The organism is Cryobacterium sp. Hh38, from assembly GCF_004403235.1.
GTDB classification, from domain to species: Bacteria; Actinomycetota; Actinomycetes; order Actinomycetales; family Microbacteriaceae; genus Cryobacterium; species Cryobacterium levicorallinum.
Window position 1 is genome coordinate 73,080 of the sequence record NZ_SOHD01000029.1, and the last position, 14,012, is coordinate 87,091.

At 65.9% G+C, this 14,012-nt stretch carries 13 protein-coding genes; 5 read left to right on the plus strand and 8 right to left on the minus strand.

The annotated features are described in order from the left end of the window. Positions 1–113 precede the first annotated feature (113 nt). From E3T41_RS10850 to E3T41_RS10870, 5 genes are all read left to right on the plus strand, one after another. On the plus strand, positions 114–2,150 hold the full coding sequence (locus E3T41_RS10850) for a beta-galactosidase (RefSeq protein ID WP_134478542.1): 2,037 nt from the start codon (positions 114–116) through the stop codon (positions 2,148–2,150). Then, the gene (locus tag E3T41_RS10855) at positions 2,147–3,100 is read left to right on the plus strand and encodes a carbohydrate ABC transporter permease (RefSeq protein WP_104132628.1); all 954 of its coding nucleotides are present in this window, start codon (positions 2,147–2,149) and stop codon (positions 3,098–3,100) included. The genes E3T41_RS10850 and E3T41_RS10855 overlap by 4 nt, the downstream gene beginning before the upstream one ends. Next, on the plus strand, positions 3,097–4,005 hold the full coding sequence (locus E3T41_RS10860; protein WP_369828684.1) for a carbohydrate ABC transporter permease: 909 nt from the start codon (positions 3,097–3,099) through the stop codon (positions 4,003–4,005). Before E3T41_RS10855 ends, E3T41_RS10860 begins: the two co-directional genes overlap by 4 nt. Positions 4,006–4,072: 67 nt before the next feature. Further along, positions 4,073–5,404, plus strand: a complete 1,332-nt coding sequence (locus E3T41_RS10865; RefSeq protein WP_134478544.1) for an extracellular solute-binding protein — start codon at positions 4,073–4,075, stop codon at positions 5,402–5,404. A 13-nt stretch (positions 5,405–5,417) separates the two neighbouring features. Further along, a complete protein-coding gene (locus E3T41_RS10870; protein WP_134478545.1) occupies positions 5,418–7,643 on the plus strand; it encodes an alpha-galactosidase in 2,226 nt (741 codons plus the stop codon). A 22-nt stretch (positions 7,644–7,665) separates the two neighbouring features. Here the strand turns inward: E3T41_RS10870 and E3T41_RS10875 are convergent, their stop codons facing one another. From E3T41_RS10875 to E3T41_RS10910, 8 genes are all read right to left on the minus strand, one after another. Continuing rightward, positions 7,666–7,992: a DUF1801 domain-containing protein gene (locus E3T41_RS10875; RefSeq protein WP_158251640.1), complete on the minus strand. Its 327-nt coding sequence runs from the start codon at positions 7,990–7,992 to the stop codon at positions 7,666–7,668. A gap of 294 nt (positions 7,993–8,286) precedes the next feature. Then, positions 8,287–9,279 (minus strand): FKBP-type peptidyl-prolyl cis-trans isomerase, encoded by a 993-nt coding sequence (locus E3T41_RS10880; RefSeq protein ID WP_092449295.1) that lies wholly within the window; start codon positions 9,277–9,279, stop codon positions 8,287–8,289. Between the two features lie 120 nt (positions 9,280–9,399). Continuing rightward, positions 9,400–9,993 (minus strand): energy-coupling factor transporter transmembrane protein EcfT, encoded by a 594-nt coding sequence (locus E3T41_RS10885; RefSeq protein WP_134478547.1) that lies wholly within the window; start codon positions 9,991–9,993, stop codon positions 9,400–9,402. Next, positions 9,990–10,670, minus strand: a complete 681-nt coding sequence (locus E3T41_RS10890) for an energy-coupling factor ABC transporter ATP-binding protein (RefSeq protein WP_092449293.1) — start codon at positions 10,668–10,670, stop codon at positions 9,990–9,992. The genes E3T41_RS10885 and E3T41_RS10890 overlap by 4 nt, the downstream gene beginning before the upstream one ends. Further along, entirely contained in the window at positions 10,667–11,275 is a 609-nt protein-coding gene (locus E3T41_RS10895) for a biotin transporter BioY (protein ID WP_092449292.1), read from the minus strand. The genes E3T41_RS10890 and E3T41_RS10895 overlap by 4 nt, the downstream gene beginning before the upstream one ends. An 82-nt stretch (positions 11,276–11,357) precedes the next feature. Further along, a complete protein-coding gene (locus E3T41_RS10900; protein ID WP_134478549.1) occupies positions 11,358–13,157 on the minus strand; it encodes a glycoside hydrolase family 15 protein in 1,800 nt (599 codons plus the stop codon). A gap of 46 nt (positions 13,158–13,203) precedes the next feature. After that, complete coding sequence (locus tag E3T41_RS10905) at positions 13,204–13,692, minus strand: hypothetical protein (RefSeq protein WP_134478551.1); 489 nt, start codon at positions 13,690–13,692, stop codon at positions 13,204–13,206. Positions 13,693–13,791: 99 nt separating this feature from the next. Next, positions 13,792–13,980 carry a hypothetical protein gene (locus E3T41_RS10910; protein ID WP_092449289.1) on the minus strand — a complete coding sequence of 63 codons (189 nt, stop codon included), beginning with the start codon at positions 13,978–13,980 and terminating at the stop codon, positions 13,792–13,794. Positions 13,981–14,012 lie beyond the last annotated feature (32 nt).

Sequence of the window (14,012 nt, forward strand, 5' to 3'; positions counted from 1 at the left end):
TGTGTACGTTCACAGAAAACCCAATGGAGAGTTTTTTCTTGATTCTGTGTACGTTCACAGAGCCGTCAACAGTGTGTCGCCAATACGGCTTGCACGCCACAGTCAGGGAGCGCATGAACTCGCGAGCAGCCACTTTGAACGAGACGGCCACGGCCGCTCCGTTCGTGCACGAGGGCATCGCCTACGGCTGTGACTACAATCCCGAGCAGTGGGGGCCCGAGACGTGGACCGACGACGTGCGCCTGATGCGCGAGGCCGGCGTTGACCTCGTCGCCATCAATATCTTTGGCTGGTCCCACCTCGAACCGCGGGCGGGCGAATACGACTTTGCCACCCTCGACACGATTATCGAGCTCTTGCACGCCAATGGCATCCGGGTCAATCTCGGCACCGGCACCTCCTCGCCGCCGCCGTGGCTGACCACGCTCCACCCCGAGATGCTCCCGGTCACCGCCGAAGGCACCGCCCGCTTCCCGGGCGGCCGCCAGGCCTGGTGTCCGAGTTCGGCCGTGTTCCGTGAGCACGCGCTCGCCCTGGTGGAGAAGGTCGCCGAGCGGTACGGCCACCACCCGGCCGTCGCCCTCTGGCACGTGTCCAACGAACTGGGCTGCCACAACGCGCTTTGCTACTGTGATGACACCGCGGCTGCGTTTCGCCTCTGGCTGCAGGCGCGCTACGGCACGATTGACGCTCTCAACGCCGCCTGGGGTACCTCGTTCTGGAGCCAGCGCTACGGCGAGTGGGCCGAGATCCTTACCCCGCGGCTCACGCTGTCCAGCCGGAACCCGGGCCAGATGCTCGACTTCCACCGATTCAGCTCAGCCGAACTGCTCGACTACTACCGCCTCGAGGCCGCGGTGCTGCGCCGCCACTCGAACGTGGCCGTGACCACCAATTTCATGGTCACCGCGCACATCCGTAACCTCGACTACTGGTCTTGGGCCGGCGATATGGACATTATCGCCAACGACCACTACCTCGACCATCGCCTCGCCGACCCAGCCATCGAACTCGCTTTCGCCGCTGACCTCACTCGTGGGCTCGCCCAGGGGGAGCCTTGGCTGCTCATGGAACAGGCCGCCGGCGCCGTCAACTGGCAGCCGCACAACCTGGCCAAGGTGCCCGGCGAGATGACTCGCAATTCCCTCGCCCACGTCGCCCGCGGTGCCGATGGCATCTGCTTCTTCCAGTGGCGCGCCTCCCTGCAAGGGTCAGAGAAGTTCCACTCCGCCCTGGTACCCCACGCTGGCACCGACACCGTGCTCTGGCGCGAGGTCGTGGCCCTGGGCGCGACCCTTGATCGCCTCGTCGAGGTCGCCGGCAGCCGGGTCGTCGCGGATGCCGCGATCATCTTCAGCTGGGAGGCCTGGTGGGCCGGCGACGGAGAGTCTCGCCCCTCCCATGCGGTGCGCTATCTCGACCAGGTGCACGCCGCCTACACGGCCCTGCACCAGCTCGGCGTCACGGTCGACATCGTCTCGCCCGACGCTGATTTCTCGGCCTACCGCCTCGTTGTCGCCCCGTGCCTCTACCTGATCTCTGACGAGCAGGCCCGGAACCTGGGTTCCTATGTTGCGGCCGGCGGCCACGCCCTGATCACTTTTTTCAGCGGCATCGTCGACGAAGACGACCGGGTGCGCTCCGGTGGCTACCCTGGCGCGTTCCGCGAGCTCCTCGGAATCACTGTGGAAGAATTCTCACCGCTGCTGCCCGGACACGTTCTCACCCTCGACTCTGGCGCCGCCGCGAGCCTATGGAGCGAACGCCTGCGGGTGGACACCGCCGAGGTGGTGGCGAACTACCTTGACGGGCCACTACCCGGAATCCCCGCCATCACTCGCAACGGTCACGGAAGCGGGACCGCCTGGTACGTTGCGACCGCGCTGGAGCCCGGAGCATTGAGGAACCTCATGCGCACGATTGCTGAGGAAGCACGCGTTACCGCGGTTGGCCCGGAGAGCGCGGGAACCATCGAGGTCGTTCGCCGAGTGAACGCCACCGGCAGCTACCTGTTCATCATCAACCACGGTCACGACGACGTTGAGCTTCCGGCCTCCGGCCATGAACTTGTCGTCGGAGAGCCCATCGGTCGAGTCGTGCGCGTGCCGGCCGGCGCCGTCCGCGTGATTAGAGAGGACCCCGCATCATGAGCGCACCTGCCGTTCCTATGACGGATGCCGCGGGCGCCGCCGCTGGGAAGGGGCCCCGCGCAGCCAAGCCGCCAGGAGCAAAGCCCCGCGTGCAGCACAAAGGAGCGATCCTCGCGTTCGTGATCCCGTTCGGTGTACTGTTCGCCCTGTTCTACCTCCTGCCGATCGGCTATGCGATCTACCAATCGCTGCTCGTGATCGAGCGCGAGGGCACTTTCGGTCAAGCGACTCAGGTCTTCGGCGGACTCACCCAGTACATCCTGGTCTTCCAGAACGGGCCTTTCTGGGAGTCGATCGGCCGGGTGCTCGCCTTCGGCGCCGTGCAGGTGCCGATCATGCTCGGCCTCGCACTGCTATTCGCCCTGCTGCTGGACTCGCCGCTCGTGCGCGGAAAGAAGTTCTTTCGGCTGGCGTTCTTTGTTCCCTACGCGGTGCCCGGCGTCATCGCCGCGATCATGTGGGGCTACCTCTACTCGCCCAACCTGTCACCGTTCAGTGCCGTCACCGAGAACATCAATTTCCTCTCGGCGGACCTCGTTCTCTGGGCCATCGCCAACGTCGTCACCTGGGTCTTCGTGGGATACAACATGCTCATTATCTACTCGGCGCTGCTGGCGATCCCGGCCGAGCTCTACGAGGCCGCCCGCCTCGACGGGGCTGGGCAGCTGCGCATCGCCTGGTCGGTCAAGATCCCGCTGATCATGCCGGCGATCGTCCTGACCGCGATCTTCTCGATCATCGGCACCCTGCAGCTGCTCGCCGAACCGCAGGTGTTCCGCAGCTTCAGCTCGGCTGTGACCAGCACGTTCACTCCGAACCTGACGGTGTACTCCACCTCATCGATCCCGAACTTCAACCTGGCCGCCGCGTTCTCCGTGGTGCTGGCCCTGGCCACGTTCATCCTTTCCTTCACGTTCCTGAAGTTCACGCAGCGGAAGGAAAGCAAGTGAGCACCCTGACACCTACCAAGCCGGCACGCGGAATCCGTTCCTTCGAGGGCAAGACACCGCGCGCGCAGCGAGAGAGCCCGTTCGCCCGGGCCAGCGCCATGATCGTCATGGGCGTCTTCACGCTCTATTTCCTTGTGCCGATCTGGTGGCTGCTTGTCGCGGCCTCGAAGAACCGCTCCGAGTTCAACAGCACGAACCCGCTCTGGTTCGCTGACTTCTCCCTGTTCGAGAACATGGCAAACCTGGTGGCCTACCGCGACGGCGTCTACCTCAAGTGGATGCTCAACAGCGCGCTGTACGCCGGTGGCGGCGCCCTCGTGGGCACGCTCATCGCCGGAATGTGCGGGTACGCACTGGCCAAGTACAACTTCCCGGGACGCGAACTGATCTTCAACGTCGTGCTTGGCGGGGTGCTCGTGCCCGCCACGGCTCTGGCACTGCCGCTGTTCCTGATCTTCAGCCAGATCAGCCTGACCAACACGTTCTGGTCGGTGTTCCTGCCCAGCCTGGTCAGCCCGTTCGGGGTCTACCTCTCCCGCATCTACGCGTCGGCCAGCGTTCCCGACGAACTGATCGAGGCCGCCCGCCTCGACGGCGCCGGCGAACTGCGCACCTTCTTCACTGTCTCGGTGCGGATGATGGTGCCGGCCCTCGTCACCGTCTTCCTCTTCCAGTTCGTCGCCATCTGGAACAATTTCTTCCTGCCGCTGATCATGCTGCGCGACGAGACCCTGTTCCCGGTCACGCTCGGCCTCTACGCCTGGAACTCGCAGGTCAACCAGATCCCCGTGCTGCGCGATTACGTTCTGATCGGCGCTCTGCTGTCGATCATCCCGCTGATCATCATCTTCCTGCTGCTCCAGCGCTTCTGGCGAAACGGCCTCAGCGCCGGTTCGGTGAAGTAGCCAGCTTCACCCCCTCGCTTTCCCCCCCCAGCTGCACCACCCCCACCCCCAATAGAAAAGAAGAATAATGCAGATCAAGAAGAGAGCAGCCACCGTCGCTTTGCTCACCGCAGCCACGGTCGTGCTGGCTGGCTGCGCGTCCGGCTCGACCACGCAGGACAGCGGCGACGCCGCAGCCTGCGCACCCTCGGACGGCAAGGTTGATCTGACCTTTACGACCTGGATCCCGGGGATCGAGGACGTCGTCAAGATCTGGAACGAGGACAACCCCGACGTTCAGGTGAAGGTGCAGACCGGCCCGAACGGCAACGGCGGCACGTACCAGAACTTCTTTAACCAGCTCAAGGCCGGCAGCGCGCCCGACCTCGGCCAGATCGAATACGATGCCCTCCCCAACTTTCGCGTGCAGGACGGACTGACCAACCTCGCTTCCTGCGAGGGTGTGCTCGATGCTCAGGACAACTTCGTGGATTGGACCTGGGGTCAGGTCAACTTCGGTGAAGCAGACGCTGTTTACGCGGTGCCTCAGGATGCCGGGCCCATGGCCATGTTCTACCGCGCAGATCTCTTCGCGGCCAACAACATTGCGATCCCCACCACCTGGGAAGAGTTCGCCGTTGCCGCAGAGGCCGTGCGCGCCACCGGCGGATACATCACCAACTTCTCGCAGAGCGACATCAACCAGTTCGCCGGATTCGTCTGGCAGGCCGGCGGAAGCTGGTTCGAGAACGATGGTGATAACTGGACCATCGACCTGACCAGCCCGGAGTCCGTCAAGGTTGCCGACTATTGGCAGGACCTGATCGACCGCGACCTCGTCTCGACCAACCCGCCGTGGACCGACGAGTGGAACAACGCCTACAACACCGGCTCCAACTGGACCTGGAACTCCGCAGCCTGGGGTGCGAACTCCATTGCCAGCGGCGCTCCGGACACCGCCGGCAACTGGTCCGTCGCCCTCTCACCGCAGTGGGCTTCCGGCGACAACGCCGCCGGCAACTGGGGTGGCTCGTCGACCGCGGTCTTCAAGGGCTCGAAGCACCCGTACGAGGCCGCCCAGTTCGCGCTGTGGCTGAACACCTCTGACGAGGCGCTCACGATGCTGAACGAGTCGGCCAACCTGTACCCGGCCGCCAAGAGCGGCCTGGAACTGCCGGCCCTCAAGGAAGGCGTTGAGTTCTACGGTGGCCAGCCCATCTATGACGTGTTCGCCGAGGCGTCAGCTCAGGTATCGCCCGACTTCGTCTGGGGCCCAACCATGACGCAGGTGTACAACGACACCTCGGACGGCTTCAAGGGCGCTGTCACGGGTAATGGCACCCTGACGGAGGCTCTCACGAGCGCTCAGCAGAGCACGATCAACGCTCTTGAGGCTCAGTCGATCCCGGTCAACAAGTAGCATCAGTTCTACTGTGCCCATTTCCTACCTCCGTGCCGCGGGCACCAGCCTGGTGCTGGACGCCCGCGGCACGGGGGTGCCCGTCATCGTGCACTGGGGTGCCGACCTGGGCGATTTGAGCGCCGCTATGCTGACGACGTTGGCCGACGCATCCGTGCCGGCGATCGCGCCAAGCTCGATCGACGTGCCTCTGCGGCTCACCCTGCTGCCCACCCTCGCGCAGGGGTGGAGCGGACGCCCGGGAATCAGCGGTTTCCGGCCGGGCCTGGGCAGCCCGGCCATCGACCTTAGCCTGGTCGGCGTTCGAGCCGGTGAGCGCCCCGCGGGGCGCGCCGCATTGCCCGGTACCCAGACCCTGACACTCTTGCTGGCCGATGCCGCCGCACAGATATCCATGCGCACCGACCTTGAACTCTCGGTTCAGGGGGTGCTTCGGCTGCGCCACACCGTGACTAATACGAGTACCGCCGCCGGCGACGCAGCATTCGAACTCGGTTCGCTCGACGTCATCCTGCCAATTCCCGGTCGGGCCGGCGAACTGCTTGACTTCACCGGGCTGTGGACTCACGAGCGCCGGCCGCAACGCAGCATCCTTGGCCACGGCGTGTGGAGCCGGGAGTCCCGACACGGCCGCCCCGGGCATGACGACTCCTTTCTCATGGTGGCCGGAACACCCGGATTCGGTTTTCGTTCCGGTGAAGTGTGGTGCACCCACCTCGCCTGGAGCGGTGACAAGCGCGCCTGGGCGGAGAACAGCCCCTTGGGCTTTTCGGTGCTCGGAAGCGGTGAACTGCTGGCTTCCGGCGAGCTGGGTGTGGCCGCCGGTGAGAGTTACAGCACCCCCTGGACCGTTGCCGCATACTCGGAGGCTGGGCTCGACGGGCTGTCGGCGCGGCTGCATCCGTGGATCCGATCGTGGTCAACTATTAAGACGCCGCGCCCGGTCGTGATGAACACGTGGGAGGCCGTCTACTTCAAGCACGACCTGCCTACTCTGGCTCGACTTGCGGATGCCGGGGCGCGGGCCGGCGTGGAACGATTCGTCCTCGACGACGGCTGGTTCACCAATCGTCGAGATGATCGCCGTGCCCTCGGCGACTGGTTCGTCGACCCCGTGACCTGGCCCCATGGCCTGCATCCTCTGATCGAACATGTGCACGCGGTCGGCCTGGATTTTGGCCTCTGGGTCGAACCGGAGATGGTGAGTCTCGATTCGGAGGTGGCCCGTGCGCACCCGGAGTGGGTGCTCGGTGGAGTCTCGGAATCCGCCGCCGGTGAAAAAGTGGCGCTGACCTGGAGGTTCCAGCGCGTGCTCGACCTTGGCCATCCGAAGGCCTTTGCGTGGGTCTTGGCACGGCTCACCGCCCTGCTCACGGAGTACCCGATCGCCTACCTAAAGTGGGACCACAACCGCGATCTGCTGGCCGGTTCCGCGCACCGGCAGACGGCGGCGCTGTACCGGCTCATCGATGCGGTACGCGCGGCGCATCCGGGCGTCGAGATCGAGTCCTGTGCGTCAGGGGGAGCCCGGATCGACCTGGGTATCCTCGAGCGCGTCGACCGGGTCTGGACCAGCGATACCAACGACCCGCTCGAGCGACAGCAGATCCAGCGCTATACGGGTGTGCTCATGCCGCCGGAATACCTCGGGGGGCATCTCGGTGCGGCCACGGCGCACACCACCGGACGCACCTCCGAGCTCAGCTTCCGACTGGCGACTGCCCTGTTCGGCAGCGCCGGCATCGAGTGGGACCTCACCAGCGCCAGCGCCGAGGAGCTCGGGCAGATCGCTGAGTGGATCACGCACTATAAGCGCCTGCGCCTCCTACTGCACTCCGGCGTCGTTGTAAGGGCCGACCCCAGCGACCCGGCCCTCGAATTGCACGGCGTCGTCTCGCCCGACCAGAACACGGCCCTCTTCGCCCAGGTGGCCCTCACCGCTCCGCGTTCGGCGCTGCCCGAACGGATGCGGTTTCCCGGGCTCGCGCCAGAGCGGCGCTACCGAGTGTCGCCGCTGCTGCTCGGAGGCGCCCCGCGCGCAATTCAGGATGCACCGCCGGCATGGAATGCCGCGGGTGGAGGCTCAAGCGCCGCTTCACGGACCGTCGACGAAGCTGCCATTGGCAGTGTCGGAGGATCGGTTACGCTGACCGGAGCGGTGCTCGCCCTCGTCGGGCTGACCGCGCCGCTGCTTGCCCCGGAGCAGGCCGCACTTTTCGCGGTCGACGCGGTCGACTGAACGATTCTGTCTGTGCCGGGTGTTACGCGGCTTCGAGCTCGCGCACCTGCTGCAGCCAGACGTCGAACAGGTCGCTGTCGAAGTCGTCGACGCTCTTGAGCTTGTACTCGCTCATTTCGGCCGACCCGCTCGCGTTGAGCTTGCCCGAGTGATCGGTGATGGCCTGTCCGCGCCAGAACAACACGGTGACGAAGGTGGGGTACGCCTTGAATCCGGCGACCGGTAGGTCATCGTCGAGCCAGACCGGATGTCCGTGCCACAGTTCCGTCGAGGTCTCCGGCAGGGCCAGGTCGAACTTGTCCCGGAGCAGGCCGACGACGGTCGCGAGCGGCTCGGCCGGCACGGCCACGTACTCGGCGATGGTCGTCGGCTTGGCAGCGGCTGCGACAGTGGCGATAGCCGGGGCGTCGACGTGGAATTCGGTGGGGGCGGAGGTGGACGTGGATGTCAGGTGAATAGCCTCTTTCGATGCTGGAACTCAGGCCCGGCGAGGTGCCGGACAGATTCGTTACTGCTTCCACACTCTCACGGAATTCGCGTTCGTGGCTGGGCGGACACTCAGGAACAGCGCTTCCGGGCACAAGAAAAAGCGCCGCCCGCCGACCGGGTGGTCGACGGGCGGCGCCCGATGAAACGTGAGGTTCTAGGCCGCCGGACCACCGGCAACGGCGAGGATGTCAATGACGAACACGAGGGTGTCGGTACCGGAGATGCCCTGGGTACCCTCCTCGCCGTAGCCGAATTCCGGCGGAATCACGGCCAGGACCTGGGAACCGACGGTCTGACCGACCAGAGCTTCGGTGAAGCCGGCGATCACGCCGTTGGTCGGGAACAGGCTGTAGTCGGCCCGGCCCCAGGAGGAATCGAAGGTTTCGCCGGTGGCCCAGAGGGCACCGGTGTAGGCGACGGCCACGCTCGCGCCATCGGTCACGACTTCTCCGTCACCGGTCTTCAGGTTCGTGATCTTCAGGTCGGTGGGAGCGTCGGTGGCGGGGATGGTGATGGTCGGTGCGCCGTCATCGGCGAGGGCCACGGTGGGGAAGCCGTCTTCGACGGGCTGGTCCTCGCCGGAGGCCTGGGTCGGGACATCCTCGATCACGCTGATGACGTCCATCACGAAGATGACCGGCTCGCCGGCGGCGACGCCGGTCGTGCCCTGGTCGGCGAAGGCATCCGCTGCCGGGCTCACGGTGACAATGCGTTCACCCTCGACAGCGCAATTGGCCGAACGCACCAGGCCCGGCAGAAAGCTCGTGTCATTGATCGGAATCACGAGGCTGGCACCGTCGGTGTTGTAGGTCGTCGGCTGAATGACCTCTTCGGTCTTGGCGTTGTAGAGGGTGATCGCCACCTCGACGATCGAGTCCGTCTTGGCGGTGTCGGTTCCGGTGCCTTTGATGGCGACCGTGCGCTGCGACGCCGTCGGCTCCAGTGGTGCATCGATCGAGATGTCGAGCGGAGCGCCGAAGTCACCGGTGACCTTCACGCTATCGGAGAGCTTGCCCGACTCGGTGCAGTCAGCCGAGGGGGAGCTAGCGGCAGCGGCATCCGTTGCTTCGGTCGTGTCGCTGCTGCCGCAGGCGGTGAGCGCGAGCGTCAGGCCCACAATGGTGAGCAGGGCGGGGATTTTCGACACGGGGCCTCTTTCGAGAACGTAGCAAGTTGGCAGGCAATTGTTCGGTTGGCGCGAACGGCCAAGTGCCTACTCTGCCACGCCTCGCCTCGGAGCGGGCTGAATGGCGCGCGGTGGCGCGATTCAGTCGTCGAGACCGCGCGCGATCAGCGCCTCGCCGAGGGCATCCGCTGCATAAAGTGAGCGCACCACCACCGGTACTGCGATCGACATGAGCGACCACTGCGTACCGCGCGCGGTGCGCGCCTCGAGTACCTCGCTCACGATGTCACTGACCAGCGGAATACAGCGAATGGTGAGGGCCACGAGCAGTCCTACCCTGTCGGGGTCGACGAACCGTCGAAAAGGGCGCAGCAGCGTCTGGAACGCTTCGAGCACCGCCGTGACCGTTGTGGTCATGGTGAACAGGGCGGCGAGGGCGACGGCGACGAGCAACCGGCCAGCCATGAGGGCAGCCACGAGCCAGCCGGAGAGCAGCCCCTGGATGGGCACGGCGATTAGCAAAATGAACAGAATCGGAATGATCTGCCCCGCGGCGGCTCGCACCGGAACGCGGGCGATCACAAACAGCAGCACGACCCCGGCCACGGCGCCGCCGATAAGGCGGAGGTCGGGCGAGGTTCCGATCAGTAAGACGCAGAGCGAGAGCAGAAACAGCTTGAGCAGCGTCGGCGCGCGGTGAATGAACGAGCTGCCGGGGCTGTACAGCCCGATCATGCGAGCAGGGCGCGATAGGCCGCGAGCGACCGTTCCGGCGTGCCGTCGGCCACGACTTCGCCCTCCTCGATCACGATCACCCGGTCGAATTCTTCGACCAGGTGCAGGTGATGGGTGACCACGATGACCTGCTGGGGGAGCGTCTGCAACAGTTCGCTGATGCGCCGCACATTGCGGGCGTCGAGCAGAGTGGTCGGTTCATCGGCGACAATCGTCGCCGGCTCGGCGACCAGCACGGCGGCGAGAGCCAGCAGCTGTTTCTGCCCGCCGGACAGGCGATGCGCCGGATGATCGGCGTGCTCGCTCAGCCCGAACTGAGCGAGCGCGGCCGTCGTGCGCTCGTCGATCTGCCCCTTATCGAGGCCGCGGCGCCGCAGCGTGAAGGCGACGTCTTCCCGCACCGTGGGCATTACGATCTGGTTGTCGGGGTTGGTGAAGATGAACCCGATCTTGCGCCGCACGTCGCGGGCGTGCCGGCCCACAGTCTGCCCGTCGACTGTCACGGTGCCGCTTTGCGGGGTGACGAGCCCGTTGATCAGGCGCACCAGGGTGGACTTGCCCGAGCCGTTCGCGCCGACGATACCGATGCGCTGCTCGGTCAGGTGCAGGTTCACATCACGCAGCACCGAGCGGGCGCCGAACGCATGCGAAACCTGCTCGAAGCGGATGCTGCTCACGCGTGGCCCTGGCGCCCCTTCGGCAGCGCGATCAGGCCGGGGTAGGCCTTGTGTACCTGGCGGGCGACCAGCACGGTCACGATGACCTTGATCAGGTCGCCGGGCAGGAAGGCGACGTTCAGGCCGATCGCAGTCCAGAGCGGCAGCCCGAGATTGATGGCCATGACCGGAATGCCCAGGAGATAGACGGCGACGATGCCGCCAAGAATGGTGGCACCGAGGGCCGGCCAGAACGGGTACTTCGGCAGCAGCCGGGCGGTGAGGTAGCCGGTGACGAAAGCACCGAGGAGCCAGCCGTACAGGTAGCCGGCAGCCGGGCTGACGGTGAAGACGCCGATTCCACCGCGGGCGCCGGCGAGCAGGGGCAGCCCGACCGCGGTCAGCACGAGGAACAACAGCACGGCGAGGGTTCCCTTGCGCGGGCCGAGAATGGCGCCGGCGAGCATCACGCCGAGGGTCTGCATCGTGATCGGCACCGGGCCGATATTGAGCGGTCCCGGCAGGCCGAGCGCGGCGATGAGGGCGGCGAAAATAGCGATCTGGGCAAGATCACGGGCGGGCAGAATGCGGCGAGCCGGAGCGCTCGAGCGGATGGTGTCGGTCATGTTTTCAATTTAGATATCGGCAGGTACCCGGCGCTGAAGAATACCTACAATAAAAAGCGCTGAACTGTAGAGGTTGTGATTTTTAGCCCGCCAGCACTCGGGTGGGGGAGGCCAGGCCCGCGACGATGGCATCCGCTGCCCGCACCAGCGCCAGGTGGGAGAGCGCCTGCGGGGTGTTGCCGGCCTGGTGCCCGCCCGCAACGTCGTACTCCTCGGAGAGCAGGCCGACATCGCTGACGAAGCCGAGCAGGCGGTTCATCAGTATGTTGGCATCGTCGATGCGGCCGGAGGTGGCGTACTGCTCGACCAGCCAGAACGAGCAGGCCAGAAACGGATGCTCACCCGGCGGCAATCCGTCCACCCCGGCAGTCGTGCGGTAGCGCAGGAGCAGGCCATCGCGGCAGAGGTCCGCCTCGATCGCGGCCACGGTACCGAGCATGCGCGGATCGGTCGGTGCGCAGAAGCCGACCTGAGGGAGGACGAGGAGGGAGGCATCCACTTCGGTACTGCCGTAGTACTGCACGTAGCTGCCGAGGTTTTCGTTGAAACCGCGGGTTTCGATGTCGGCGCGCACCTCGTCGCGCAGCGTCTTCCAGCGTTCGAGCGGACCGTCGAGGCCGCACTCCTGGATTCCGCGCACGGCACGGTCGAAGGCGGCCCAGACCATGACGCGGGAGTGCGTGAATTCGCGGGCCTGCCCGCGCACCTCCCAGATGCCCTGGTCGGCCCGGCGCCAGTTCTTCTCGAGAAAGCTCATGAGTGCTCGCTGCAGCGGCCAGGAGAACTCGGTTTCGCGCACCCCGGCAGCGCGTGCGGCGTGCAGGGCGACCATGACCTCGCCGATGACGTCGGACTGGAACTGGTTGACCGCGTCGTTGCCAACCCGCACGGGGGAGGAGCCGTTGTAGCCGGGCAGGCTGCTCAGCTCGCGTTCGGGGAGGTAGCGCTCGCCGGAGAGCCCATACATGATCTGCACGTCGCTCGGATCTCCGGCAATGGCGCGCAGCAGCCAGGCCCGCCAGTCGCCGGCTTCCACCTCGTAGCCGTGGCTGAGCAGCACCTCGAGCGTGAGTGAGGCGTCCCGCAGCCAGACGTAGCGGTAATCCCAGTTGCGGGTGCCACCGGTCTGCTCGGGGAGTGACGTGGTCGCTGCGGCCACGATGCCGCCGGTTCGTTCGTGCGTCAGGGCGCGCAGCACCAGCAGCGAACGAACCACCTGGGCGCGCAGGGGGCCGTCGTGGCTGCAACGGGATGCCCAGCTCTGCCACCAGGCGCGGGTCGAGCGGTAGGCCGCATCGATGTCGATGGCCGGTGGAATCTCCCGGTGCGAGCGATACCAGGTCATTTGGGCATCGACGGTTTCGCCGGCGATGACATCGAAGTGCGATTCGTGCCGGTGGTCTGACGCGCGGAGCGCCGGGCCGCGCACGACGATGGCGTCGGGTCCGGCGATCGCGACCAGGCCGCACACCGACTCGCCCTTCAGCTGGCGCACCCACGGAATCGTCGTCGCATAGCCAAAGCGGATGCGCAGATCCTGCGTCATCGCCATCGTGCCGGTGATGCCGCGCACCCGGCGCACCAGGTCGGCCCGGCCATCACCGTGCGGCATGAAGTCGAGCACCTCGACCTGCCCGGTGCTGGTGGTCCACAGTGTCGATAGCACGAAGGTGTCGCCGTCGTAGCGGCGGGTGGCGATGGCGTTTGGGTCGGCGGGAGCGAGCAGCCAGCGGCCATGGTTTTCATCGCCGAGCAGCGCACCGAACATTGACGCGGAGTCGTAGCGGGGCAGGCAGAGCCAGTCGATGCTGCCATTGAGTCCGACGAGTGCCGCCGAATGGCAGTCGCTGATCAGTGCGTAGTCCTCGATGGGGAGTGCCATCAGGCCATCCTGTCAGCAGGAGGGTGAGAGTGCGCTGACGATCTGCTTAGGCTACGAGGCGAGCGGAGGCGAGGGTGGCCGACGCTTTGTCGATCCAGGCAGCGGATGCTGCGGCGAGGTCGTCGTCCGAGCTGGCCACGGTTGCAATGGGGGCCGTGTTGATCAGCTGGGTGTGGATCGGGGCTGCGTCGATTGGCTGCGCGGTGATCGGGACGGGATCGTTCCAGGAGACAATCGGGGCCGGGGTCCAGGACAACGCCGTCGGTTCGCCGCTGCTTTCGCCGCGCAGCGTCGCCTGCTCGGTGAGGATGGTCTCGGTCAGTTCGACCGCGATCTCCCGGGCCTTGAGCCCGTGAAATATGACGTCGGTATCGCCGGGGGTCCGGGGCGAGAGCGTCCAGTCGCCGTTTTCGCCGATGAGTTCGCGGAGTTTGTCGTGCAGCAGCTCAAAAATCTGTTCGTCGCCAAGGACCGGGGCTGCGGCCACGCTCATCGCCGCGCTCGCGGCCAAACGTCGGCGTCGACGACCAAACATGACGAGCCCCTTTCAGATGCAGCCGACAATCAGCTACTGCCTCCAGTTTCGGTCACCAAACCGCGACTCGCCGGACGGCGCGCCGACCAGCAGCCGAACTCAGCTGTCGATTTCGCGTTTATTGGCGTCTTCGATGACCGTGCCGATGGCCACAGCGGCGCTCAGCGCCCACCCCAGCCACAACATCACCAGACGCCAGTCGCGCGGTCCGTGCCTGGTGGCCTGCACGGTGTTCCATCCGCCGGCGATGACGCCGATCATGGCACTGCTGAATATGAACTTTCGCATGTGAACCTCCGGCCTAAGGTTACCCGGAGCCT